General features: G+C 70.6%; 25 protein-coding genes. 20 read left to right on the top strand and 5 right to left on the bottom strand.

From position 1 onward, the window contains the following. The first annotated feature begins 30 nt into the window (after positions 1-30). From VEA98_RS08950 to VEA98_RS08935, 4 genes are all read left to right on the top strand, one after another. On the top strand, positions 31-921 hold the full coding sequence (locus tag VEA98_RS08950; protein ID WP_324813641.1) for an alpha/beta hydrolase: 891 nt from the start codon (positions 31-33) through the stop codon (positions 919-921). Between the two features lie 94 nt (positions 922-1,015). After that, positions 1,016-2,518, top strand: coding sequence for a CoA-acylating methylmalonate-semialdehyde dehydrogenase (locus VEA98_RS08945; protein WP_324813183.1), 1,503 nt, complete (start codon positions 1,016-1,018; stop codon positions 2,516-2,518). 63 nt (positions 2,519-2,581) lie between these two features. Then, the gene (locus VEA98_RS08940) at positions 2,582-3,565 is read left to right on the top strand and encodes a hypothetical protein (protein WP_324813181.1); all 984 of its coding nucleotides are present in this window, start codon (positions 2,582-2,584) and stop codon (positions 3,563-3,565) included. 84 nt (positions 3,566-3,649) lie between these two features. Then, positions 3,650-4,543: a hypothetical protein gene (locus VEA98_RS08935; protein ID WP_324813179.1), complete on the top strand. Its 894-nt coding sequence runs from the start codon at positions 3,650-3,652 to the stop codon at positions 4,541-4,543. Between the two features lie 7 nt (positions 4,544-4,550). Here the strand turns inward: VEA98_RS08935 and VEA98_RS08930 are convergent, their stop codons facing one another. Then, positions 4,551-5,717 (bottom strand): aminotransferase class V-fold PLP-dependent enzyme, encoded by a 1,167-nt coding sequence (locus VEA98_RS08930; RefSeq protein WP_324813178.1) that lies wholly within the window; start codon positions 5,715-5,717, stop codon positions 4,551-4,553. A gap of 75 nt (positions 5,718-5,792) precedes the next feature. Next, positions 5,793-8,687: a preprotein translocase subunit SecA gene (secA, locus tag VEA98_RS08925; protein ID WP_324813176.1), complete on the bottom strand. Its 2,895-nt coding sequence runs from the start codon at positions 8,685-8,687 to the stop codon at positions 5,793-5,795. A 242-nt stretch (positions 8,688-8,929) separates the two neighbouring features. On the opposite strand from secA, the gene VEA98_RS08920 reads away from it, so the two are divergent. The 6 genes from VEA98_RS08920 to VEA98_RS08895 are packed head-to-tail and all read left to right on the top strand — an operon-like array spanning position 8,930 to position 12,443. Continuing rightward, positions 8,930-9,940, top strand: coding sequence for a peptidylprolyl isomerase (locus VEA98_RS08920; RefSeq protein ID WP_324813174.1), 1,011 nt, complete (start codon positions 8,930-8,932; stop codon positions 9,938-9,940). Further along, positions 9,937-11,319 (top strand): bifunctional glutamate N-acetyltransferase/amino-acid acetyltransferase ArgJ, encoded by a 1,383-nt coding sequence (gene argJ / locus VEA98_RS08915; RefSeq protein ID WP_324813173.1) that lies wholly within the window; start codon positions 9,937-9,939, stop codon positions 11,317-11,319. Before VEA98_RS08920 ends, argJ begins: the two co-directional genes overlap by 4 nt. A gap of 19 nt (positions 11,320-11,338) precedes the next feature. Continuing rightward, entirely contained in the window at positions 11,339-11,572 is a 234-nt protein-coding gene (locus VEA98_RS08910) for a hypothetical protein (RefSeq protein WP_324813171.1), read from the top strand. Beyond that, positions 11,569-11,838 carry a type II toxin-antitoxin system RelE/ParE family toxin gene (locus tag VEA98_RS08905; protein WP_324813169.1) on the top strand — a complete coding sequence of 90 codons (270 nt, stop codon included), beginning with the start codon at positions 11,569-11,571 and terminating at the stop codon, positions 11,836-11,838. Before VEA98_RS08910 ends, VEA98_RS08905 begins: the two co-directional genes overlap by 4 nt. Continuing rightward, a complete protein-coding gene (locus VEA98_RS08900) occupies positions 11,835-12,242 on the top strand; it encodes a (deoxy)nucleoside triphosphate pyrophosphohydrolase (RefSeq protein ID WP_324813167.1) in 408 nt (135 codons plus the stop codon). The genes VEA98_RS08905 and VEA98_RS08900 overlap by 4 nt, the downstream gene beginning before the upstream one ends. An 18-nt stretch (positions 12,243-12,260) precedes the next feature. Next, positions 12,261-12,443: a Flp family type IVb pilin gene (locus VEA98_RS08895; protein WP_324813166.1), complete on the top strand. Its 183-nt coding sequence runs from the start codon at positions 12,261-12,263 to the stop codon at positions 12,441-12,443. Positions 12,444-12,461: 18 nt separating this feature from the next. On the opposite strand, the gene VEA98_RS08890 is transcribed toward VEA98_RS08895, so the two are convergent. Then, positions 12,462-13,349, bottom strand: a complete 888-nt coding sequence (locus tag VEA98_RS08890; RefSeq protein ID WP_324813164.1) for a methyltransferase domain-containing protein — start codon at positions 13,347-13,349, stop codon at positions 12,462-12,464. Between VEA98_RS08890 and VEA98_RS08885 the strand changes: the two genes are divergently transcribed. The 6 genes from VEA98_RS08885 to VEA98_RS08860 all read left to right on the top strand — a co-directional run bounded on the left by VEA98_RS08885 (position 13,348) and on the right by VEA98_RS08860 (position 17,065). After that, positions 13,348-14,154, top strand: coding sequence for a ComF family protein (locus VEA98_RS08885; RefSeq protein WP_324813161.1), 807 nt, complete (start codon positions 13,348-13,350; stop codon positions 14,152-14,154). The two genes, VEA98_RS08890 and VEA98_RS08885, sit on opposite strands and share 2 nt — an antisense overlap. A gap of 68 nt (positions 14,155-14,222) precedes the next feature. Continuing rightward, the gene (gene grxC / locus VEA98_RS08880; RefSeq protein ID WP_324813159.1) at positions 14,223-14,480 is read left to right on the top strand and encodes a glutaredoxin 3; all 258 of its coding nucleotides are present in this window, start codon (positions 14,223-14,225) and stop codon (positions 14,478-14,480) included. Next, positions 14,480-15,328, top strand: coding sequence for a carbon-nitrogen hydrolase family protein (locus VEA98_RS08875; RefSeq protein ID WP_324813157.1), 849 nt, complete (start codon positions 14,480-14,482; stop codon positions 15,326-15,328). The genes grxC and VEA98_RS08875 overlap by 1 nt, the downstream gene beginning before the upstream one ends. Further along, entirely contained in the window at positions 15,325-15,756 is a 432-nt protein-coding gene (locus VEA98_RS08870) for a DUF1178 family protein (protein WP_324813155.1), read from the top strand. Before VEA98_RS08875 ends, VEA98_RS08870 begins: the two co-directional genes overlap by 4 nt. 7 nt (positions 15,757-15,763) lie before the next feature. Continuing rightward, on the top strand, positions 15,764-16,582 hold the full coding sequence (locus VEA98_RS08865) for a helix-turn-helix domain-containing protein (RefSeq protein ID WP_324813153.1): 819 nt from the start codon (positions 15,764-15,766) through the stop codon (positions 16,580-16,582). 30 nt (positions 16,583-16,612) lie between these two features. Continuing rightward, a complete protein-coding gene (locus tag VEA98_RS08860) occupies positions 16,613-17,065 on the top strand; it encodes a DUF6265 family protein (protein ID WP_324813150.1) in 453 nt (150 codons plus the stop codon). 7 nt (positions 17,066-17,072) lie between these two features. On the opposite strand, the gene VEA98_RS08855 is transcribed toward VEA98_RS08860, so the two are convergent. Next, positions 17,073-17,288, bottom strand: coding sequence for a hypothetical protein (locus VEA98_RS08855; RefSeq protein WP_324813147.1), 216 nt, complete (start codon positions 17,286-17,288; stop codon positions 17,073-17,075). A gap of 110 nt (positions 17,289-17,398) precedes the next feature. Beyond that, a complete protein-coding gene (ubiG, locus tag VEA98_RS08850) occupies positions 17,399-18,202 on the bottom strand; it encodes a bifunctional 2-polyprenyl-6-hydroxyphenol methylase/3-demethylubiquinol 3-O-methyltransferase UbiG (protein WP_324813145.1) in 804 nt (267 codons plus the stop codon). A gap of 55 nt (positions 18,203-18,257) precedes the next feature. Between ubiG and VEA98_RS08845 the strand changes: the two genes are divergently transcribed. The 4 genes from VEA98_RS08845 to ispG all read left to right on the top strand — a co-directional run bounded on the left by VEA98_RS08845 (position 18,258) and on the right by ispG (position 24,366). Next, entirely contained in the window at positions 18,258-19,547 is a 1,290-nt protein-coding gene (locus tag VEA98_RS08845; protein WP_324813143.1) for an aspartate kinase, read from the top strand. Between the two features lie 113 nt (positions 19,548-19,660). Beyond that, positions 19,661-21,865, top strand: coding sequence for a phosphoenolpyruvate--protein phosphotransferase (ptsP, locus tag VEA98_RS08840; protein ID WP_414642163.1), 2,205 nt, complete (start codon positions 19,661-19,663; stop codon positions 21,863-21,865). A gap of 161 nt (positions 21,866-22,026) precedes the next feature. After that, on the top strand, positions 22,027-23,163 hold the full coding sequence (locus VEA98_RS08835; protein ID WP_324813138.1) for a helix-turn-helix transcriptional regulator: 1,137 nt from the start codon (positions 22,027-22,029) through the stop codon (positions 23,161-23,163). A gap of 57 nt (positions 23,164-23,220) precedes the next feature. Continuing rightward, positions 23,221-24,366 carry a flavodoxin-dependent (E)-4-hydroxy-3-methylbut-2-enyl-diphosphate synthase gene (gene ispG, locus VEA98_RS08830; protein ID WP_324813136.1) on the top strand — a complete coding sequence of 382 codons (1,146 nt, stop codon included), beginning with the start codon at positions 23,221-23,223 and terminating at the stop codon, positions 24,364-24,366. The last annotated feature ends 69 nt before the right edge of the window (positions 24,367-24,435 follow it).

Raw genomic sequence — 24,435 nt, 5'->3', positions numbered from 1 at the left:
CGGGCGCGCGGCGGCGCCTATCTCGCCCGCATGGATGCGATCCGGCTCTCCCCGCCCCGTCGCCTGAGCCTGCCGGTGGACAACCGATGGGGCGCGGGCGAGATGAACGTGCTGGACTTCGGCGACGCCAAACGGCCGGTCGACCTGATCTTCGTCCACGCCAACGGCTTCAACGCCATGACCTACCGCAGCCTGCTGGCGCCGCTGTCGGGGTCGCTGCGCATCTGGGCGCCCGACCTGCGCGGCCACGGCCTGACCACCCTGCCGGCCGATCCCGGGGGCCGGCGCGGCTGGATCGATCACCGTGACGACCTGATCGCCGTGCTCGACGCGCTGGACGGCCCGCCGGCGGTGCTGGCCGGCCATTCCATGGGCGGCACGGCGGCGCTGCTGGCCGCGGCCGAACGGCCGGAGCGGACCTCGAAACTGGTGCTGCTCGACCCGGTGATCTGGCGGCGCTGGACCGTTCTGGCCTTCCAGCTGCCGCTGCTGGACCGGCTGGCCTCGCGCATTCCGCTGGTCAGGAACGCCCGCCGGCGCCGCGCCGCATTCGACAGCCGCGAGCAGGCCATGGCGGCCTATCGCGGACGCGGCGCCTTCCGCGGCTGGCCCGAGATGATGCTGGCCGACTATCTGACCGACGGCCTCGTGGAGACGGACGAGGGCCTGCGCCTGGCCTGCCCGCCGGATTGGGAGGCCTCCAACTACGCCGCCCAGAGCCACGACCCGTGGCGGGCGCTGAAGCGGCTCGACCGGCCGGTGCGCATCCTCAAGGGCGAGGCGGGATCGACCTGCAGCGTGCCCGACCGGCCGCGCGGCCTGCCCCATGTCTCGGTCGAGACCGTCGAGGGCGGGACGCATTTCTTCCCGATGCTGAAGGCCGACGTCGCGCGCGACGCCCTGTTCGACGCGTCGGTCTGACACGCCCGGTCGTCCCGGCCGCCACTGGCGCCGGCCGGATCATCGGTCTAAACCGCCGCCAACCACAACAAACCAGCCGAGGACCCGCTTCAGCATGCGCGAGATCAACCACTTCATCGGCGGCGCCTCGTTCACCGGCGCCTCGGGCCGCTTCTCGGATGTGTTCAATCCGAACACCGGCGAGGTGCAGGCGCGGGTGCAGCTGGCCACGGCGGCGGAGATGGACCGGGCCGTGCAGGCTGCGCAGGCCGCCTTCGAGGGCTGGTCCTCGACCAATCCGCAGCGCCGCGCGCGGGTGATGTTCGAGTTCAAGCGCCTGGTCGAGGCCAATATGGACCAGCTGGCCGAAATGCTGTCGGCCGAGCACGGCAAGGTCATCGCCGACGCCCGCGGCGACGTGGCGCGCGGCCTCGACGTGATCGAGTTCGCCTGTGGCATCCCGCACGCCCTGAAGGGCGAATACACCTGGGGCGCCGGCCCCGGCATCGACGTCTATTCGATGCGCCAGCCGCTGGGCGTGGTGGCGGGCATCACCCCGTTCAACTTCCCGGCCATGATCCCGATGTGGATGTTCGGCGTCGCCATCGCCGTCGGCAACACCTTCATCCTCAAGCCGTCGGAGCGTGATCCGTCCCTGCCGGTGCGGCTGGGCGAACTGATGATGGAGGCCGGCGCCCCGGCCGGGGTGCTGAACGTGGTCCACGGCGACAAGACCGCCGTCGACGCCATCCTGACCCATCCGTCGGTCCACGCCGTCAGCTTCGTCGGCAGCTCGGACATCGCCCACTACGTCTACCAGATGGGCGCCCAGCACGGGAAACGCGTCCAGGCCATGGGCGGAGCCAAGAACCACGGCATCGTCCTGCCCGACGCCGACATGGACCAGGTGATCAAGGACCTGTCGGGGGCGGCCTTCGGCTCGGCCGGCGAGCGCTGCATGGCCCTGCCGGTGGTGGTGCCGGTCGGCAAGCAGACGGCCGACGAACTGCGCGAGCGGATGGTCGCCGAAATCCCCCGCCTGAAGGTCGGCGTGTCGACCGACAAGGAGGCCCACTACGGCCCCGTCGTCACCGCGGCCCACCGGGCGAAGATCGCCGGCTGGATCGAGAAGGGCGTGCAGGAAGGCGCCGAACTGGTCGTCGACGGCCGCGACTTCAGCCTGCAGGGCCACGAGAACGGCTACTTCATGGGCCCGTCGCTGTTCGACAACGTCACGCCGCAGATGGAGTCCTACAAGGAGGAGATCTTCGGCCCGGTGCTGCAGATCGTCCGCGCCGCCAGCTTCGAGGAGGCACTGCACCTGCCGTCGCAGCACCAGTACGGCAACGGCGTCGCCATCTTCACCCAGAACGGCCGCGCCGCCCGCGACTTCGCCGCCCGGGTCAATGTCGGCATGGTCGGCATCAATGTGCCGATCCCGGTGCCGGTGGCCTACCACACCTTCGGCGGCTGGAAGCGCTCGGCCTTCGGCGACACCAACCAGCACGGCATGGAGGGCGTGAAGTTCTGGACCAAGGTCAAGACCGTCACCGCCCGCTGGCCCGACAGCGAACTGGAGCACGCGGACTCCAGCTTCGTCATCCCGACGATGCAGTGACGCCGCGGCCTTGACAGGCGCGCCGCGCGCGTTCTGGTTGCGCCGGTAGCTGGGGGGAAGATCATGCGTAAATTGTCGCCGGCGCTCGTCGCGCTGGCCTTGGGGTTCGCCCCGCTGGCGGCGCTGGCCGCTCCGTCCGCAACCGCGGCGCAGGTGATCGTGCCCCAGGCGGAGGGCGACGCGGCGTACGAGCACATGCGCCAGGCCTCCGACGCGGCGGAGCGGGTCACCGCCCTGCTCGTCAAGGTCTCGAGCGACCCGGATTACGCCGGGGCCCGCTCGGCCGACGAGATGCGCGCCGCCATCGCCGGGATGCGCGGCGACCTCGCCGCCTCGCGCCGCGAGATCAGGGGCATCGTCGCGCGGCTGAACGCCCTGCCGCGCATCGCGGGCGAAAACGCACCCGTCGAGTTGCGGCTGGTCGACCGGGTGGTCACGGACATCGCGGCGTTTTCGGGCGAGGTCGACGGCTTGCTGGCCACGGTCGAAAATTTCGGCGACGCGCTGGAGGCGGGCGACGAGGCCCGGATTCAGCAGGCCGCCGGGGCGCTGATGAGGGGCTCGGTCACCGTGATCGAAGGCCAGTCGCTGATGTTGCGGGCGCGACTGCCGATGATGCCGTCCGACAGTTCGGGCTTCGCCCAGGTGACCAGCCTGGCCTGCTTCTACGAAGGCTTCGCGGACTTCCAGCGCGGGATCGTCGGCCTTGTGCGGCTGGAGGCCGCGGGCGTTGGCATGGAACGCGCCGTGTCCTGCATGACGGGCGAGAACGCCCGGGGCATGGCCGCCATCGAACGGGAAGGCGCTATCGAGTTCAGCGACGCCAGGCTGACCGCCATGCGCGACGGCGTCGCGCCGATCCGCCGGTCGATGTTCAAGGAACTGGACGACGCCGCCGCCCTGCTGGACGAGGCGCGCCGCGCCCTTGTCCGCGGCGACACCGCAGAGTCGCTGACCAAATTCGCCCAGCGGACCACCGCCTTCGAGCAGCGCTATCAGGCGCTTGTCAGTCGGGAAGTGGCTGTGGCCGAGCGCCAGGGGCGGTGAGTTCGCCTCTCCGGCGTGCGCGGCATCGCAATTCGGTGCTAGGCGTTAAACTGTCTGAACAGTGAAGCTGGAGCGCTCCCCCGCATGCGTCGCTTTTTCGTCTGGTCGGCTCTCGCGGCCCTGTTGGGTCTGATCCTCGCGATCGGCGGCTTCTGGGCCTACCAGCATTTCTACGCCCGCTTCCAGCCGGTGACCGTGACCCAGAACCAGGCCGCCATCCAGAGGCTGCTGGACGAGTCGTCGTGGCTGTCCGCCGGCGGCGGCGGCGAGCCGCTCTACATCATCGGCTATCGCGATTCCGCGGCCATGCAGCGCTACGAGCGCGAGGAGGCGCCCAAGCTGCGCGCCGCCGGCGTCGAGGTGCGCATCGTCGTCTTCGCCCGCGCCGACCGCGAGGGACTGGCCCAGTCGACGGCGGCGGAGCGGGCGACCGTGGCCGAGCTGTGGCTGACGCGGGACTGGACCCTGTACCAGCGCTGGACCGCGACCCCGTCCAACAACTGGACCGCCGCGGGCATCCCGGCCGCCGACGGCAGCCTGGCCCGCACCGCCGTGGTCGACGCCGGGCGCGCCTTCGCCGCCAGCCTGAGCGAGAACCTCGCCGGCGCGGGGCTGCAGACCCGCTACCCGCTGATCATCTGGCGCGACCGCGAGGGCTATATGAAGGCCTGCGCCTGCTCGGACAGCCGGTCGTGGGCCTTCGTGCGCGACGATCTCGATGCGCCCGATCGGGTCGAGCCGCCTTCGGTGGCGGCGGACGGCGTCCCGGCGCCGATGGCCTATCCCGGCGACGGCAGCCCCGAGAGCCTGCCCTATCCGACCCTGCCGCCGATCCCGCCCGCCGACGGACAGGCGGCGCCCCCACCGGGCGCGGCGCCGGTCCCCGGGAATGCGCCGGCGCCGGCTCGCCGGGCCGCGCCTCAGGCGCCGCGCAAGGCCCCGGAGGCGAAGCGCACGGAAGACACGACCTTCTTCTGACCGGCGCTCAGAGCGTCCGTCTGCAGACCTCGACCAGGCGGGCGACGTCGGCCTCGTCCTGATAGAGGCCGAAGCCGAAGCGGATGGTGTCGTCGCGCACATCGGCGATCACATCGGCCGCCAGCAGCCGCGCCCGCCACGCCTGGGCGTCGGGGTGGCGGAAGGCCAGGAAGCGCGCCCGGGCCCGCTCGCCCGCCACGGGGTTGATCAGCCGGGCCTCCGACAGCCGCCCGGCTGCGCCCGCCGTCACGGCGTCCTGGAACCCCTGCATCAGGCCCTGCGCATGGGCGGCGATGTCGCGTGTCGAAAGGCCCGCCTCGTCCAGCATGCGGCGAACGGCGTTGAAGCGGTACAGGGCGCTGGCGTCGAAGGTCGCGCCCCAGAAGCGGCCGCCGTCGGCCCGGTACTGGACGCCGCCGGGCGGGCCTTCCAGATCGCCGAACTCGGCGAACCAGCCGGTGATCACCGGACGCGGACAGAATCCGGGCGGCGCGTGAAGGAAGCAGACGCCCTCGCCCGACATGGCGTATTTGTAGCCGCCGGCGACGTAGAAGAGGCGGTCCGCCACCGCCGACAGGTCGGTCGGCGCGGCCATGAAGCCGTGGTAACCGTCGAGGATGATCCACGGTCCGGCCGGGTCGGCGAAGGCGGCCAGATCCTCGATGCGGTCGAACAGCTGACCGGTGCGGAAGAACACCTGGCTGATCAGGATCAGGTCGAACCCGCCGCCGCGCGCCGCCTCGACGAACCGATCGGCGAAGCTGTCGAACGGATCGAGGGGAACCCGGGTGACCACCGCTTCCCCCGCCTCCTCCCAGCGCTGGGACTGGCGGCGGAAGGAATGGAATTCGCCGTCGGTGGACAGGATGCGGACCGGTTTCCGCTCCAGCCCGGAGACGATGCGCAGCAGCAGCTCATGGGTGTTGGGCGCGAACACCACGCTGTCCGGCGACGGCAGGCTCAGCTCGCGGGCGACGTGGCCCTGGGCCTCCGGCACGACCTCGTCGAAGATCCGGTCCCATTTGCGGTCGGCGAACCTGTTGGCCTCCAGCCAGGCCCCGACCTGGCCGTCGAACGAGGCGTCGGGCCACAGGTGATGGCTGTGGGCGGCGAAATGCAGCCGCTCCGGGTCCAGCGACAGGGCGCGGGAGAACAGGTCCTTGCGAGCGGCCATCAGCGTCTCCCGTCGGCGAACACCACCGACGGTCGATAGCGGTCCCTCACATCGCGCTCAAGCAGCGAGCGCCCGCTAGATCAGACTGCCGTGGCAGTGTTTGAACTTGCGGCCCGAGCCGCAGGGGCAGTCGGCGTTGCGCGGCGTGCGCTCCCAGTTGACCGGCAGGGCGCCGACGGGAAGGCGGGCGCGATCCTCGCCCTGCAGCACGCCCTCCGGCAGCTGGGCCATCGGGTCGGCCATCTCGTTCTCGCCGGTGCCTGGGTTCAGGTGGATTTCCTGGAACTCCGGCAGCTCCATCGGCGGCGGGGCCTCGAAGCGGAATTCGACCGTCATCAGCCAGCGGGTGACGTTGTGGCGCAGCTCGTAGAGCAGCGTCTCGAAGAGGTTGAAGGCCTCTTCCTTGTACTCGTTCAGCGGATCGCGCTGACCGTAGCCGCGCAGGCCGATGACGCCGCGCAGGTGGTCGAGGTGCACCAGGTGCTCGCGCCAGTTCATGTCGATCATCTGGAGCATGAACTGCTTCTCAAGGCCGCGCGTCTGCTCGGCCCCGATCAGAGCCAGCCGCTCGGCCGCGCGGGCGTCGGCGGCGGCCATCAGCCGCTCCTCGATCTCCTCGTTCGAGACACCTTCCTCGGCGGCCCAGTCGTGCAGCGGCAGCTCGAGGCCGAGAAGCGATTTCACCTTCTCGTCGAGGCCGTCGATGTCCCACTGCTCGGCATAGGCCTTGGGCGGCATATGCTTCTCGATCAGGTCGGAGATCACGTCGTTGCGGAACTCGGCGACCAGTTCTGACAGGTCCTCGGAGTCCATGAACTCCTGGCGCTGCTCGAACACGGCCTTGCGCTGGTCGTTCACGACGTCGTCGTACTTCAGCAGGTTCTTGCGGATGTCGTAGTTGCGCTGCTCGACCCGCTTCTGGGCCGTCTCGACGGCCCGGTTCAGCCACGGGTGGCTGATCGCCTCGCCCTCGGCCACGCCGAAGCTGCGCATGATGGCGTCCAGACGGTCGCCGGCGAAGATGCGCAGCAGGTCGTCCTCGCAGGACAGGAAGAATTTCGAGGTGCCGGGGTCGCCCTGACGGCCGGTGCGGCCGCGCAGCTGGTTGTCGATGCGCCGGCTCTCGTGGCGCTCGGTGCCGAGCACGAACAGGCCGCCGGCGGCGAGCGATTTCGCCTTCTGCACGGCGATCTCGGCCTTGAACTCGGTCTCGATGGCGGCTTCCATCTCCGGCGTGACCTCGACGCCGAGGTTGCGCTGCTCCAGGCGCCACTTCTGCAGCTTCATTTCCAGGTTGCCGCCCAGCTGGATGTCGGTGCCGCGGCCGGCCATGTTGGTGGCGATGGTGACAGCGCCGGGCAGGCCGGCCTCGGCGACGATATAGGCTTCCTGCTCGTGCTGGCGGGCGTTCAGCACGCTGTGCGGAATGCCCTTGCCGCGCTTGACCTCGATGTCGAAGTCCTCGTCCTTGAGGGCCTGGTAGGCCTTCTTGGCCTCGCGCCGGACCTTCTCGTCATCGCTGCCCACCTTCTCCAGCAGGTGCTGGTGCTGCGGCTTCAGCGTCTTGACCGTGACCTCGTACTCGTAGGTCGTGAGCAGTTCGGAGAGGACCTCCGACTTCTCGATGGAGACGGTGCCGACGAGGATCGGCTGCCCCTTGACGTGGCATTCCGCGATCATGGCGGCGATGGCGAGGTTCTTCTCGGCCGCGGTGCGGAAGATTTCGTCGTCGTGGTCGATGCGGCGGACCGGGCGGTTGGTCGGCACCTCGAGGACATCCATCTTGTAGATGTCGAGGAATTCCTGGGCCTCGGTGGCCGCCGTGCCGGTCATGCCGGACAGCTTCTCGTAGAGGCGGAAATAGTTCTGGATGGTGACCGAGGCCAGGGTCTGGTTCTCGGGCTGGATCTTGACGCCTTCCTTGGCCTCGATGGCCTGGTGCAGGCCCTCGGACAGGCGGCGGCCCTGCATCATGCGGCCGGTGAACTCGTCGATGAGCATCACCTCGCCGGCCTTGATGATGTAGTCCTTGTCCTTCTGGTACAGGGTGTTGGCGCGCAGGGCCTGGTTGATGTGGTGCACCAGGCTGATGTTGGCCGCGTCGTAGAGGCCGGTGGTGTCGGCGGCGAACAGGCCGCGGCCCTCCATGATCTCCTCGATCTTCTCGGAGCCTTCCTCGGTCAGCAGGGCCTGGCGCTGCTTCTCGTCGAGATCGAAGGTCGACTTGTCCTGGATCAGCTCCTTGATGATCTCGTCGACCGTCAGATACAGGTCCGAGCGGTCCTCGGTCGGGCCGGAGATGATCAGCGGGGTGCGGGCCTCGTCGATCAGGATGGAGTCGACCTCGTCGACGATGGCGAAATGGTGCGGGCGCTGGACCATCTCGCGCCGGTCATAGACCAGGTTGTCGCGCAGATAGTCGAAGCCGAACTCGTTGTTGGTGCCGTAGGTGATGTCGGCCGCATAGGCCGCCTGGCGCTGGCCCGAGGACAGGCCGTTGACGATGACGCCCACGTCCATCCCGAGGAAGCGGTACACCCGCCCCATCCATTCGGCGTCGCGCTTGGCCAGATAGTCGTTGACGGTGATGACGTGCACGCCCTTGCCGGCCAGGGCGTTGAGATAGACTGGCGCCACGGCGACCAGGGTCTTGCCCTCGCCGGTCCGCATCTCGGCGATGCCGCCGTCGTGCAGGATCATGCCGCCGGTCAGCTGGACGTCGTACTGACGCTGGCCGAGGACGCGCTTCGAGGCCTCGCGGGCGACCGCGAAGGCCTCGTTGAGCAGCTTGTCCAGCGTCTCGCCCGCCGCCAGCCGGTCGCGGAACGTGTCCGTCATCATGCGCAGCTCGTCGTCCGACAGGGCCGCGAACTTCGCTTCGAGCGCGTTGATCTTCTGCACCCGGCCCATGAAGTCCTTGACCTTGCGGTCATTGGAGGAGCCGAAAATCTTCTTGGCGATGCCGAGCATGAATGATCCGAAGGCGGGCGAGCGACTGGGGCTCTGGTACTGGGACGGTCCCGAAGGAGCGGCGGCGATGATGCGCCGGGCGAGGCCTCGGCGGCGGCGGCCCGGTGCGCCTGTCTCAGGCGCGCGCAAGGGCCGCGCGAACGTTCGAAAACCCCTCGACTTGGGCGCAGGCGGGACTTAAGCACCGGCCTTATCCCTGTCAACGCGAGGGCCTTTGCCGCCCGTGACGGAGTCCGCCCGAAATGAACCTCATCCCGTCCCGGATTCTGGTCCGCGCCCTGTTCCCGGCGCTGCTCGCGGCGGTCCTGACCGTGGCCGCCTGCGGCCAGGGCGGCGGCTCCGACCGTCCGCCCGAGCCGGGCGACCGCGCCGTGGCCAAGGTCCAGGACGAGACCATCTGGGCGTCCGACGTCAAGCGTGAGGCCGTGGCCCAGGGTCTGGTCGGCGAGGGCGAGCCGCTCGACGTCACCTCCGACCTGTTCCGCCGGGTGCTGGACGAGGTCATCGACCAGAAGCTGCTGGCCCGCGAGGCCGAGCGCCGCGGGCTGGACAACTCCGCCCTGGCCCAGAGGCGGCTGGCGGCGACGCGCGAGCGCATTCTCGGCGACATGCTGGTCGAGACGGTCGTCAACGGCGAGATCACCGACCGCAAGGTCGCCGAACTCTACCAGGAGCAGCTGCGCCTGGCGGAGACCTCGGAGGAAATCCGCACCCGCCTGATCCTGTCGCGCACGCGCGAGGAGGCCGAGGCGGTCGTCGGCATCCTGGCCCAGGGCGCGGCTTTCGAGGCCGTGGCGGCCCAGAGCTCGATCGACGACGCCACCCGCTATTCCGGCGGCGACCTCGGCTATCGCACCCTCGACGTCATGCCGGAGGCCTACGCCAACGCCCTGCGCGACAAGCCGGCGGGCTCGACCGTCGGGCCGTTCCAGACCGAGGGCGGCTGGGCCGTGCTGCGCGTCGAGGACCGCCGCAAGGAAACGCCGCCGACCCTGGAGCAGGCCCGGCCGCAGATCGTCCGCTATCTGACCTATGAGGGCGTGCGCCAGCTGCTGGAACAGCTGCGCGGCAAGGCCGAGGTCGAGGTGCTGCTGAACGGCGACGCCGCCTCGCCGGAGCCCGCCTCGGCGCCGGCTGCGCAGCCCGGTCCGACCGTAGCCCCGGCGCCGGCTGCCGCCGCGCCCCCGGCGGCCGCGCCCGCCGCCGCCCCGGTCCGTCCGGCCGCCGCCCCCGCCCGGGCGAAGGCTTCATGAGCCGCGCGCTCGAGGGCGGCCGGGGCTCGACCGGACAGAAGATCGAACAGGCGCTGGAGAAGGCGCTGGACCCGCTGGCCACGGCCCTGAAACGCGCCACCGCTCCGGCCCGACCCGCCCCGGCCGCGCCCGGCAAGCCGGGGCTGCAGGTCTCGCCCCTGGCCGTGCCCTTCCCGGCCATGCCGCCCATCGCCGGCGTGGAGATCGCCACCGCCCGCGCCGGCTTCTACAAGCACGACCGCGACGATCTGGTGGTCTTCCGCTTCGCCCCGGGCACGACCTGCGCCGGCGTGTTCACGCGCCACAAGGTCGGCTCCGCGCCGGTGGACTGGTGCCGGAGGCATCTGGACGCCGATCGCGGCGGCTCGGACGTTCGGGCGCTGGTCGTCAACGCCGGCTGCGCCAACGCCTTCACCGGCAAGGCGGGAGCGGATGCGGCGCGCCGCACCGCCTCCGAGGTCGCCAAACGCTTCGGCTGCCGCCAGCGCGACGTCATGCTGGCCTCGACCGGCGTCATCGGCGTGGTGCTCGACGACCGCAAGATCGCGGCGCGGCTGAACGAAATCGACGCCGGTCTGGACGCGGACGCCTGGCTGCGCGCCGGGCAGGGCATCATGACCACCGACACCTTCCCCAAGGGCTCCTTCGCCGAGTGCGAGATCGACGGCCACAGGGTCCGCATCGCCGGCATCGCCAAGGGGTCCGGCATGATCGCGCCGGACATGGCCACCATGCTGGCCTTCATCGTCACCGACGCCGACATCCATCCGAACGTGCTGCGCGCCATGCTGGGCCTGCACGTGCGCACCACCTTCAACAGCGTCACCGTCGACGGCGACACCTCGACCAACGACACCTGCCTGCTGTTCGCCACCGGGGCCTCGGGCGCGCCGCGCATCGGCCGGGTCGGCGACCGGCGGCTGAAGGATTTCTCTCGCGCCCTCGACCGGGTGATGCTCGACCTCGCCCATCAGCTGGTCCGCGACGGCGAAGGGGCGACCAAATTCGTCAAGATCACCGTCGACGGCGCCGCCAGCCCCGCCTCGGCCCGCAAGCTGGCCAAGTCGATCGCCGACAGCCCGCTGGTCAAGACGGCGCTCGCCGGCGAGGACGCCAACTGGGGCCGGGTGGTGATGGCCGTCGGGAAGACCGAGGAGCCGGTCGACCGCGACCGTCTGGCCATTCGCTTCGGCCCTCATGTGGCGGCGATCGAGGGCGCGCCCTCGCCGCACTACGACGAGGCGAAGATGAGCGCCTATATGAAGAACGCCGAGATCGACATCACCGTCGACGTCGGCTCGGGACGCGCGTCGGCGACCGTCTGGACCTGCGATCTGACCAAGCGCTACGTCGAGATCAACGGGGACTACCGCAGTTGATCGTGCTACGGTCACGGCCATGAGCGCCAGACCGAAATCGGCGAACCGGTACGCCTACGAGACGCCGCCATTCCTGGGGGCGGAGCTCAGCGCCGACCTCGACAGCGACAACCCGTCGGCCGATGCGCTGGAGTGGCTCCGGTCGGTCCATGAGACGCGAATGGCCGATCCGAGGCCGCGCCTCACCTCGGAACAGGTTGGCGAGAACCTTCGCGCCCGGCATGAGGCTCGCCTCAAGCGCGCCGCGGAGTGAGACTGGCTCTCGTCTATCTGCCGGACGCTGAGTTTGACCTGGGCGCCATCTACGATGTGATCGCAGCCGACTCGCCCTCCGCGGCCATCCGCTTCGTTGAGGACTTGAAACGTCGCTGCGAAGCCTTTGCGGACTTCCCGGGCATGGGCCGCCCGATGATCGACAACCTGTTTGAGTTCACGTTCGACCGTCGGGTGCGAGTCATTTATGCCGTGACCGACTCTGAATTGCAGGTGTCCCAGTTCCGTTACCTTGGCCAGCAATGACCGCACTCCCCACCGTCCTCGTCGTCGCCGTGGCCCTGATCGACGCCGACGGCCGGGTGCTCATCGCCCAGCGGCCCGAGGGCAAGCAACTGGCCGGCCTGTGGGAGTTTCCGGGCGGCAAGGTCGATCCGGGCGAGCGGCCCGAGGCGGCGCTGATCCGGGAGCTGAAGGAAGAGCTCGACATCGACGTGAACGAGGCCTGCCTGGCCCCGTTCGTTTTCGCGAGCCACGCTTACGATTCGTTTCACCTGTTGATGCCATTGTATCTGTGCCGACGCTGGTCGGGGGTGGTTCGGAACCGCGAGCACGCGGCTCTGAAATGGGTGCGGCCGAACCAGCTGGCCGATTACCCGATGCCTCCGGCCGACGAACCCCTGGTCGCCTGGCTGCGCGACCTGCTCTAGCCGCCGAAGGAGGGGGCCATGCGTGCTCTGCTCTCCCGGTTCCTGGCCGATGAACGCGGCGCGACCGCGCTCGAGTACGGCCTGATCATCGCCCTGGTCTTCCTCGTGGCGCTCGCGGGCATCACCGCCTTCGCCAGCGCCGGGACGGGCACGTTCAACGCGGCGATGGGCAAGCTGGCCGGAGCCATCGGCGGCGACTGACGCCGGCCGATCCGGCGATCAGTCTTCCTCGCCCGTCCATTCCCTGACCCCCAGCGCGTCCGCCAGCCGGACCTTGGCCGACCCGCGCGGCAGGGGCTTCTGCTGACGTTCGTGCGGGGCCCATCCGGCCAGGTGCACGATCTCGAACGTCGCCCGGATACGACCGTCGGCGTCGGCGAAGCGCTCGGCGTAGAGTTCGGCCGTCCGCGCCAGCAGGCCGCGCGTCATCGGGCGGATCGCGCCCGACAGCGCGTTGGTCTCGCCCATGGCGCGGAGGTCGCGCACCAAAGCGTAGAGGTCCGGATAGCGCACGGTCAGCCGGTCCACGTCCGACACGGGCAGGGCGAAGCCGGCCCGCTGCAGCAGGGCGGCGTCGTCGAAGCCGTCGGCGAAGGGCGACACCCGCGCCTGGGCCCCGCCGCGCACCTCCAGCTCCGCCTCGGTCAGCACCGTGCGCAACTCCTTCAGCGTGCCGGCCCCCAGCAGGGTGCCGAGAAACAGGCCGTCCGGCCGCAGCGCGCGCCGGATCTGCGCCAGCGCTCCGGGCAGGTCGTTGGCCCAGTGCAGGCTCATCAGCGAGACGATCAGGTCCTGCGACTGGTCCGGCAGGTCCAGCGGGGCCGCTCCGGGCGCCGCCCGCGCCGCCGCGTCGCCGGAAACCCGCACCGCTCCGACCCGTGGGGAGGCTGCGCTGCCGGCCAGCAAACGGGCGAAGGGACCCGGACGGGCTGACAGGTCGACGGCGTCCGGAAAGTCGCGCAGGATGACTTCCAGGCTGGTCACCGCGTTCTCGGCGGCCCGGACGTGCAGGAAATCGGCCGCCGCGAAGGCCTTGTCGCCCCGCGCCAGCTTGGCCGCGCGACGTCGGCTGTCGAAAATCTCGGGAGGACCGGGGGAGGCGTTCATGGTCCATCAGGATGGGGGTTGGCGCGACCGATTGGAAGCGGGCCGGTCGCGGATCACGACCGGTTTGCGCGCGCTGGGCCGGGGCGCGGCCGACCTGCTGATGCCGCCGCTGGCCCACGACAGCCCGGAAGCCACCGCCTCGGCGGGCCTGACGCCGGACGCCTGGAGCCGGGTGGTCTTCCTTGAGGACCCGGTCTGCGACGGCTGCGGCGCAGGCTTCGAGATGGACGGCGGCGTCTTCGCCTCGCCGCGCTGCGCCGCCTGTCTGGCCCAGCCCTACGCCTTCGCCCGGGCCCGTGCGGCCTGCGTCTACGACGAGGCATCGCGCGGATTGATCCTCAAGTTCAAGCACGGCGATCACCAGCCGTTCGCGCCGCTGTTCGCCCGCTGGCTGAGCCGCTCGGCCGCGCCGCTGCTGGACGACGCCGACGCGGTGATCCCTGTGCCCTTGCACCGCCTGCGGCTGCTGTCGCGCCGCTTCAACCAGGCCGCGGAGATCGCCCGGCCGCTGGCCCGCGGAGCCGGGCTCGACTATCTGCCCGACGCCCTCGTCCGGCAGACCCATACGACCAGCCAGGGCGGCAAGTCGGCGCGCGGACGGCGGCTGAACGTCAAGAAGGCCTTCGCGGTGACCGAGGCGGGGCGCCGCAGGATCAGGGGGCGGCGCATCCTTCTGGTCGACGACGTGTTGACCACGGGCGCCACCGCCGAGGCCTGCGCCCGCGCGCTGATCGAGGCCGGCGCCCGCGCCGTCGATCTGGCGGTCATCGCCCGGGTGCGGACGGCGCGGGAATTGCCTACATGACCCTTGCCCTGTCGCTCGCCGCCCGGCGGTTCCCGGCGTCAGGGCGCGTTCTTGATCCGGAGACCCCCTTGGCCGACATCGTCATCTACACCAAACCCGGCTGCGGCTACTGTTACGCCGCCAAGGCCCTGCTGGACGGAAAGGGCGCGGACTACACCGAGATCGTCGCCTCGAACGATCCGGCGAAGAAGCAGGAGATGATCCAGCGTTCCGGCGGACGCATGACCTTCCCGCAGATCTTCATCGACGGAAAGCACGTCGGCGGCTCCGACGACCTGCACGCGCTTGACCGCAGGGGCGAGCTGGACCCATTGCTCGCGGCCTGATGACCTCCGTTCCCGTCGCCCTGATCCAGACGCGCACGCCCGCAAGTCCGGCCGCCGCCCTGGCCCATGTCGGGCCGCTGATCCGTCAGGCGGCGGCCGGCGGGGCCAGGCTGATCCTGACGCCCGAGGCGACGAACTTCCTGATCCAGGACCGGGTCGCGCGCCAGGCGGCGCTGCAGACGCAGGAGCGGGACGCGGTGGTCGGCGGTTTGCAGGCTCTGGCCCGGGAGCTCGGCGTCTGGCTGCTGATCGGCTCGGCCATCGTCCGCTCGGGCCGCGACGGCGACGAGCGCGCCGCTAACCGCTCGCTGCTGATCGACGACGCGGGCGAGGTCGTCGCCCGCTACGACAAGCTGCACGTCTTCGACGTCGACCTGCCGACCGGCGAGCGCTGGCGCGAGAGCGCCACGGTGCGGCCGGGCGACCAGGCCGTGGTGGCCGAGACGCCCTGGGGCGGGCTGGGCCTGACCATCTGCTACGACATCCGCTTCCCGCAGCTGCACCGGGCGCTGGCCAGGGCCGGGGCGGTGATGATCGCCGTGCCCGCCGCCTTCACCGTCCCGACCGGCGAGGCCCACTGGGAGACGCTGCTGCGCGCCCGGGCCATCGAGACCGGCTGCTACGTCCTCGCCCCCGCCCAGGGCGGCGCGCATGAGGACGGCCGCCGCACCTGGGGTCGCTCCACGGTCGTCGCGCCGTGGGGGGAGGTGGTGGCGAAACTCGACCACGACGAGCCGGGCGTGCTGCTCGCCACGCTCGACCTCGATGCCGTCACCCGCGCCCGCAGCGCCGTGCCGCAGCTGACCCACGACCGCGACTTCGCCCTCCCGACGATGCGGCCGTCATGATCCGCTACGCCCTTCAGTGTGACCGGGACCATGGCTTTGAAGCCTGGTTCGGGACCTCCGCCGATTACGACGATCAGGCCAAGGGCGGTCTGGTCGAATGCCCGGTCTGCGGTTCCCGCGCGGTGAGCAAGCAGATCATGGCTCCCGCCGTCGCCGGGACCCGCAAGACCGCCGTGGGGCCCGATCCGGCGAAGATGCAGGGCATGATGATGCAGATGGCGCGCGAGGTGCGCAGCCACGTCGAGCAGAATTTCGACTACGTCGGCGACGCCTTCGCCCGCGAGGCCCGCGACATCCACGAGGGCCGGTCCGAGAAGCGGGAAATCTACGGCGAGGCCACCCCCGCCGAGGTCAGGAAGCTGAAGGAGGACGGCGTGCCCTGCGCGCCCCTGCCGCCAGCCCCGCCCGATCCCGCCAAGCTGAACTGACGCGCCCATGCCTGGGGAGGGGGAGCGCTATCAGGAGTTCGAACCGCCGCCGTCGCTGCGCCCCTTCGTGCGCACGATCTGGACCTACGCCGCCCCCGCGCCGGCGCCGACGGTGCAGCGCATCGCCCCGGACGGCTGTCCCGAACTGATCCTCGACATCGGTTCTCCCTATGAGGAGCAGGGTCTCGACGGCGCTTTCCGCCTGCAGCCGCCCGCCCTGTTCGCGGGCCAGATGACCCGCCCGCTGGCGCTGCGGCCCGCCGGGCCGGTCGAACTGGTCGCCGTCCGCTTCGAGCCCGACGGGGCGCGCGACTGGCTGGGCCTGCCGCTCGCCGGGGCGACCGACCGCCGTCTGGACATGACCGGTCGACTGGCCGGGCTGGAACCTCCCGCCGGCGACCCTGCCGCCCAGGCGGCGCTGATGACGGACTGGATCGAGGCTCAGCGCCGGGCCGGCGACTGGTCCGTCGACCCGCTCGTCCGGGCGGAGATCGAGGCGGCCGGCCAGGACCGCCCGTGCCCGGCGCGCTCGCCGGCCGAACGCCGCGCCCTGCAGCGCCGCTTCCGCGACCGGGTGGGCGTGCCGCCGCGCCTGCTGCGATCCATCCTGCGTTTCCGCCGCGTGTTCGACCATTTCGAAGGCCCGGGGTCGCTCGGCTGGCTCGAGGCCGGCCTCGAGGCGGGGTTCTTCGATCAGCCGCAGATGGCGCGGGACTTCCGCCGCTTCCTCGGCTGCACGGCCACGGAATGGGCGCGGGAGCAGGTCGGGCTGGCGCGCAGCCTGGCGTCGCAATCCTACAAGCCGGGGCCGCTGTCGCCGCACTAGGATGGCCGACGAACCAGAGGGATTTCACCGATGCCGACCGCCGCCGTTCTCGCCGCCGTCCTGATCCAGACCGCGCCCGCGCCCGACGTATCGTGGATGGCCGGCTACTGGCTGGACTGTTCCGACGGGCGCGAGGCGTCGGAGACGTGGAGCGATCCGCGCGGCGGCGTCAGCGTCGGTCACGCGGTGACCGTGTCGGGCGGGGAGACGTCGTTCGAGGTGTCACACATCGGCCCGACGCCGCAGGGCTTCGCCTATGTCGCCCAGCCGGGCGGGGCGCCGCCGACGGTCTTCGTCCTGGCCGAGAGCGGTCCGGGCCGCGCCGTCTTCGCAAACGCCGAAAACGACTTCCCGACGCGGGTCATCTACCAGCGCGAGGGCGACGTCCTGACAGCCCGGATCGAGGGCGAGATCGCGGGGCAGGCGCGCAGCATGGAGTGGAACTTCCGCTCCGTCCCGCTGAACACGCGCTGCCCCGCCTGAACCGGCCCTAGCTGCGCGTCCAGCCCTTGGCGGCCATGCAGTCGCGGAAGGCGTCGCCGTGCCCGTGGCCGGCCTCGGCGCGGCAGGCGTCGCGCGCGGCGTCGAACGGCTGGGCGTTATTGCCGTGCCACGCGTCGTCGCTGTCCGAGGCGTCGATGACGGTGACGCAGCCGGAGGCCATCAGGCTGGCGGAGACGGCGGCGAGGATCAGAAGGCGTTTCATTGGGAAGCTCCTGCAAGGGGGGAGGTTGAGGAAGGCCCTCTCATCTCACCGCCAAGCTTGGCTGTCCCGTTACATCGACGTCAGGTCGATGAACCCCCGATGAACCGGCCTCAGTCCCGCGTCGCCACCATCATGTAGTTGATCCCGGCGTCGTCGCTCTCGCTCCAGCGGTCCGTCAGCGGATTGTAGACCAACCCGTACGGCCCGCTGACGGCGAGCGGTTCTTCCGACAGCATCAGGCGGATCTCGTCCGGCTTGAGGAACTGGTTCCAGTCGTGCGTTCCGGCCGGCACCCAGCGCAACACGTACTCCGCCGCGACCTTGCCGAGGGCCAGCGACTTCAGCGTGCGGTTCAACGTCGCCACGACCATCATCCCGCTGGGCTTCACCAGCCGCGAACAGGTGCGGACGAAGGCCTCCGGATCGGCGACGTGCTCGATCACCTCCAGGGTCAGGACGACATCGAACGGGCCGGCCCCTTCCGCCTCAAGTTGCTCCACCGTGGCGGCGCGATAGGCGATGTCGAGGCCCTGCTGTTCCGCATGCACCCGGGCCGTGCCGATGTTCTCGGTCGAGGCGTCGATGGCCGTCACCTTGAAGCCCAGCCGCCGCATCGGCTCGGCGATCAGCCCGCCGCCGCAGCCGACGTCGAGCAGGGTCAGGCCGGCGAAGGGCGCGCGGGTGCGGATGTCGCGCCCGAACCGCTCCGCCGCCTGGTCGCGGACAAAGGTCAGGCGCGCCGGATTGAACCTGTGCAGCGGCGCGAACGGCCCGCGCGCGTCCCACCATTCCGCCGCCTGGGTCGAGAACCGCGCCACGTCGGCGGGATCGATCGAGGGCCCGGCGGCGCGGTCGCCGAAATCCCCGCCGCTTTGGGGTTTGCGCGCCGATAGCGTGTCGTTAGAAGCGACCATGGGCCGAGGGATGAACCCGGACGGTTCTCCTTGCAAGACGGAGCGCTACGCCACGATGACGCGGCCACAGTCTGATCGGCTGGTGATGAAGTTCGGCGGCACCTCGATGGGCGACCTCGAGCGCATCCGCCGCGCCGCCCGCATCGTCGCCGCCGAGGCCGCCTCGGGCAAGAAGCTCGCCGTGGTCGTTTCCGCCATGGCCGGCAAGACCAACGAGCTGGTCGCCTGGACCGACGGCGCCGGCCGTCCGGCCCCCGCCCTTGCGTCCCGGGGCGTCGTGCTGTCGGACGACGAATACGATGTGGTCGTCGCCTCGGGCGAGCAGGTGACTTCGGGCCTGCTGGCGCTGACGCTGCGCAACATGGGTCTGAACGCGCGCAGCTGGATGGGCTGGCAGATCCCGATCCTGACCGACGACGCCCACGGTCGGGCCCGCATCGAGGATGTGCCGGGCGAGGTGCTGGGCGCCGCGCTGGACAAGGGCGAGATCGCCATCGTGCCCGGCTTCCAGGGCGTCACCCGCGACGGGCGGATCACCACCCTGGGCCGCGGCGGCTCGGACACCTCGGCGGTGGCGGTGGCCGCGGCGCTGGGCTGTTCCTGCGACATCTACACCGACGTGGACGGCGTCTACACCACCGACCCGCGCATCGAGTCCCGCGCCCGCCGCCTCGAAAAGGTCTCCTATGAGGAGATGCTGGAGATGGCCTCGCTCGGGGCCAAGGTGCTGCAGACCCGCTCGGTCGAGCTGGCCATGGCGAAACAGGTCCCGGTCCGGGTCCTGTCCAGCTTCATCGAACCCGACGAGAACGGTCGACTGCCCGCCGAGTCCGGCACCCTGATCTGCGACGAGGAGGAAATCGTGGAGAAACGCATCGTATCCGGCGTGACCATGAGCCGCGACGAGGCCCGCATCACCCTGCTGGGCCTGTCGGATCGGATCGAGGCGCCGGCCGACGTCTTCACCCGGTTGGCCGACGCCAACGTCAACGTCGACATGATCGTCCAGTCGCAGGCCCGCAGCGAGGGGGCGGTCAACCTGACCTTCACCACCGGCCGGCGCGACGCGCCCCGGGCCGCCGAGCTGATGCGCGCGGCGCAGGCGGAGATCGGCTTTGAGGAAATCCGCGTCGACGAGGACGTGGCCAAGGTCTCGGTGGTCGGGGTCGGCATGCGCAGCCACGCCGGCGTCGCCCAGACCATGTTCCGGGCCCTGGCCGACAAGGGCGTCAAGTTCCAGGCCATCTCGACGTCGGAGATCAAGATCAGCGTGCTGATCGATGCGGCCTATGCCGAACTGGCCGTTCGTGCGCTTCATTCGGCTTACGGACTGGAAGCAGTCTAGAAACGAAGCTTGGCGGCGCCCATCTGCGCGCTGCATCTTTTGGAGGGGCCATGCCGGTTGGCGGATTGACGACGAGGGGGCCGCGGAACCTCCTTCGCCAGATCCGCGAGGCTATGGCGGGGGCGGCGCCTGCGCAGGACCGCCTCGACACGGTGGTGCGGATCATCGCCCAGTCGATGGTCGCCGAGGTTTGCTCGATCTACCTGCGCCGCGCCTCGGGCGAACTGGAGCTGTTCGCCACCCAGGGCCTGAAGCCCGAGGCGGTGCACACCACCCGGCTGCGCCCCGGCGAGGGCCTGGTCGGCGAGGTGGCGCGCACGGCCGAGCCGATCAGCCTGTCCGACGCCCCGTCGCACCCCAGCTTCGCCTATCGCCCGGAGACGGGCGAAGACCCCTACCACGCCTTCCTCGGCGCCCCGCTGCTGCGCGGCGGCCGCGCCATCGGCGTGCTCGTCGTCCAGAACCGCTCCGAGCGGCGCTACGACGAGGAAGAGGTCGAGGACATCCAGACCATCGCCATGGTCCTCGCCGAGACCGTGGCCTCGGGCGAACTGCTGGCCCAGGACGAGCTGCGCGACATCGAGGTCGCGCCACACCGGCCCGAGCGGCTCAGGGGCCAGCGTTTCGCGGAGGGACTGGCCTATGGCCACGTCGTCCTGCACGAGGCGCCGGTGCCGCCGGAGAACCTGCTGGCGGAGAATCCGCAGGTCGAGGAAATCCGCCTGCGCGAGGCCCTGATCGCCCTCAAGGCCAATATCGACAGCCTTCTCGAAGGCGGCCAGGGCAAGCTGGCCGGGACCTCGTTCGAGGTGCTCGAGACCTACCGGATGTTCGCCGACGACCGAGGCTGGAACCGCTCGCTGGAGGAGGCCGTGCGCACCGGCCTGACCGCCGAGGCCGCCGTCGACCGGGTGCGCAACGAGCATCGCGCCCGCTTCGCCACCGCCCGCGATCCCTACATCCGCGAGCGGCTGCACGACTTCGAGGACCTGGCCAACCGGCTGCTGCGGCTGCTGGCCGGCGACCGGCCGGGCGAGCGCGACCTGCCCGACGACGCCATCCTGGTGGCGCGCAACCTGGGTCCCGCCGACCTGCTCGAATATCCCCGGCGCAAGCTCAGGGGCCTGCTGCTCGAGGAAGGCTCTGCGGCCAGCCACGCCGCCATCGTCGCCCGCGCCCTGCAGATTCCCTGCGTCGGCCGGCTGATGGGTCTGCGCGATCGCCTGTCCGAAGGCGACCTGGTCATCGTCGACGGCGAGACCGGCGAGGCCTATCTGCGCCCGCGGCCCGACATGCTCTCGGCGGTCCAGTCGCGCATCGAGGTGCGCAGCGAACGCCAGGCCGAGTTCACCCGCCTGCGCGACGTCGCCGCCGTCACCCTCGACGGGACGCGGATCACCCTGCTGACCAACGCCGGCCTCGCGGTCGATCTGGAGAATCTCGACGCCACGGGGGCCGAGGGCATCGGCCTGTTCCGCACCGAGTTCCAGTTCATGGTCTCCGAGGAACTGCCGCGCCTCGACAGCCAGGCGGCGCTGTACAAGCTGGTGCTCGACACGGCCGGCGACCGGCCGGTGACCTTCCGCACCCTCGATATCGGCGGCGACAAGGTGCTGCCCTATCTGGTCACCGAGCGGGAGGAAAACCCGGCGCTGGGCCGCCGCGCCATCCGTCTCGGCCTCGACCGGCCGGGCCTGCTGCGGCTGCAGCTGCGGGCGCTGCTGACCGCCGCCGCCGGGCGCGAATTGCGCGTCATGTTCCCGATGATCGCCACCGTCGACGAGTTCCGCGCCGCCCGCGAGCTGGTCGATGTCGAATGCGCCTGGGCGCGGCGGCGGGGCCGGGCGCTGCCGGCGCTGCTGCGGGTCGGGGCGATGATCGAGTGCCCCAGCCTGCTGTGGCACCTCGACGCCCTGCTGCCGCTGACCGACTTCGTCTCGATCGGCACCAATGACCTGTTCCAGTACATGTTCGCCGCCGACCGGACCAATCCGCTGGTGTCGGACCGCTATGATCCGCTGTCGCCGCCGGCGCTGCGGGCCCTGGCCGAGATCCAGAAGAAATGCGCCGACACCGGCACGCCGGTCTCGGTCTGCGGCGAGCTGGCGGGGCGGCCGCTGGAGGCCTTCGCCCTGCTGACCCTCGGCTACACCCGGCTGTCCGCGCCGGCGGGCGGGATCGGCCCGGTGAAGCGCATGATCCTGTCCGCCGACCTGCCCGCCGCCCGCCGCGGCATGGCCAACCTGCTGGGCTCGTCGTCCGGTTCGATCCGCGGCGAACTGGAATCCCTGGCCCGGAAATTGAACGTCACGGTTTGAAACGTCCCGGCCTGACGCGCCGGTACGGCTAACAAATCGTTGATCGGTCAACTCAAATGAGTTATCCACAAGCCGGAACCGGGTGGTCTGCGGGGGCAGGCCCGAACTGTCATCCCGATATGATACAGGCCCCGAGTTCGAGTACGGCGCACGAGGACTCCTTGCGCGCCACGAGTATGGGGTCAGGCCGGATGGCGCTGGATACGGGGAACACCCCGGACGAGTTTCGGGATCATCCCGACTGGAAGGACGTGGTTCCTTCCGTCACGGACGCGCCGACTCTCGGCGAAGGCCTGCGTATCGCCCGAAACCACTCCGGCCGTTCCCTGGCCGAACTTTCCAGCATCACCCGGGTGCCCGCCCGCTATCTGACGGCGCTGGAGCAGAACGATTTCTCGGTGCTGCCCAACCGCGTCTTCTCGATCGGCTACGTCCGCGCCTACGCCGGCGCCTTGGGCCTTGATGAGCAGCTCGCCGTCGAGCGGTTCAAGCGCGAAAGCCCGGATCCGTCGGTGCCGCTGCAGCCGCCGGTCGGCGTGGCCTTTGAGGAGGTGCGGCGCTATTCGCCCCGCCTGATCGCCGCCGGCCTCGCCCTTGTCCTGGCCGTGGTCGGCTGGAACGTCTTCCAGCGGGTCAGCCTGATGCGCGCGCCGCAGCCGTCGGACATCGCCGCCGTGCCGGAAAGCTGGACCCTCGGCGCCGTGCCGGGGCAGGCGCAGTTCATGCGGCTGACCGCGCCGCGCCCGGCCCCGCCGGACCAGACGGTGCCCGCCCTCTACATCACACCCGGTCTCGAGGCCGAGCTGACCGGCATCGATCCGGCCTCGCCCGAGGGCCTCGCCGCCGCCGCCGCCAGCGCGCCGCCGGTGCAGAAGGCCTTCAACCCGCGCGGAGCCATCTACGGCGCCGCGGCCAGCGCCTCCCAGGTCGTGCTGCAGGCCCGCAAGTCGGCCTATCTGATCGTGCGCATGGCCGACGGCCGTGTGCTGTTCGCCCGCCAGCTGGCCGCCGGCGACGCCTGGCGCGCGCCCGCCGGCGTGGCGGCCACGGTCGAGGTCCAGGACACCTCCGCCTTCGACGTCTATCTGAACGGCGAGCATGGCGGGGCGCTCGAGGCGGTGCAGACGCCGCTGAACCAGCTGAACCTGCGCGCCCAGACCTTGGCCCGGCAGGCCGCCGCCGCCGTCGCCGCCCGCACCGAGGCGGCCCGCACCGCCGCGGTCCAGGCCCAGGCGCAGGCCCAGCTCCAGGCCTCGACCACGGTCCAGAACGTCGTCTCCGGCGCGGTCGGAGGCTGATCCGCGACGTCGTGCGTCGTGGCCATGCCGCAATCCTGAGCCTATGTTGCGGCCGTCATGAGCGCTGATCACACGCACGTCCGTCCCTGGCGCCACATCGAGCGCCGCAAGAGCCGCCAGATCATGGTCGGCGATGTCCCCGTGGGCGGGGACGCGCCGATCACCGTCCAGTCGATGACCAATACGCCGACCTCGGACGCCGCCGCGACCATCGACCAGATCCGCCGGCTGGAAGAGGCCGGGGCCGACATCGTCCGGGTGTCCTGCCCGGACGAGGACTCGACCGCCGCCTTCCGCACCATCGCGCGCGAGGCCCGCGTCCCGCTCGTGGCCGACATCCACTTCCATTACAAACGCGGCATCGAGGCGGCCCAGGCTGGCGCCGCCTGCCTGCGCATCAATCCGGGCAACATCGGCAGTCCCGACCGCGTCCGCGAGGTCATCCAGGCGGCCAAGGACCACGGCTGCTCGATGCGCATCGGCGTCAACGCCGGTTCGCTGGAGCGCGACCTGCTCGAGAAATACGGCGAGCCCTGCCCCGACGCCATGGTCGAGAGCGCCCTCAACCACGCCCGCATCCTGCAGGACCACGACTTCCACGAGTTCAAGATCTCGGTGAAGGCCTCCGACCCCTTCCTCACCGTCGCCGCCTACCAGCAGCTGGCCGAGGCCATCGACTGCCCGCTTCACCTCGGCGTCACCGAGGCGGGCCCGCTGCGCACCGGCACCATCAAGTCGGCCATCGGCATGGGCTCCATGCTGTGGGCCGGCATCGGCGACACCATCCGCGTCAGCCTCGCCGCCGACCCGGTCGAGGAGATCAAGGTCGGCTTCGACATCCTCAAGTCGCTGGGCCTGCGCCACCGCGGCGTCAACATCATCGCCTGCCCGTCCTGCGCCCGTCAGGGCTTCAACGTCATCGAGACGGTCGGGGTGCTGGAAGAGAAGCTGGCCCATGTGACCACGCCGATGTCGCTGTCGATCATCGGCTGCGTCGTCAACGGCCCGGGCGAGGCGCTCTACACCGACGTCGGCTTCACCGGCGGCGGCAAGGGCTCGGGCATGGTCTATCTCGACGGCAAGACCGCCCACAAGCTGGCCAACGAGGGCATGATCGACCACCTCGTCGAACTGGTCGAGGCCAAGGCCGCCGAGCTCGACGCCGCCCGCGCCGCGGATCCGCGTCTCGTGGCCGCAGAGTAGACGGCCGCGTGGATCGCGCTGGCGCCGGGGCAGCCTGACCTGATACAGCTTGGGTTGCAGCCGTCGAGG

It is taken from the genome of Brevundimonas sp., from assembly GCF_035627055.1.
Classification (GTDB): Bacteria; Pseudomonadota; Alphaproteobacteria; order Caulobacterales; family Caulobacteraceae; genus Brevundimonas.
The sequence above is the reverse complement of the archived record's forward strand: the minus strand, read 5'-3'. Positions and strand labels throughout refer to the sequence as shown.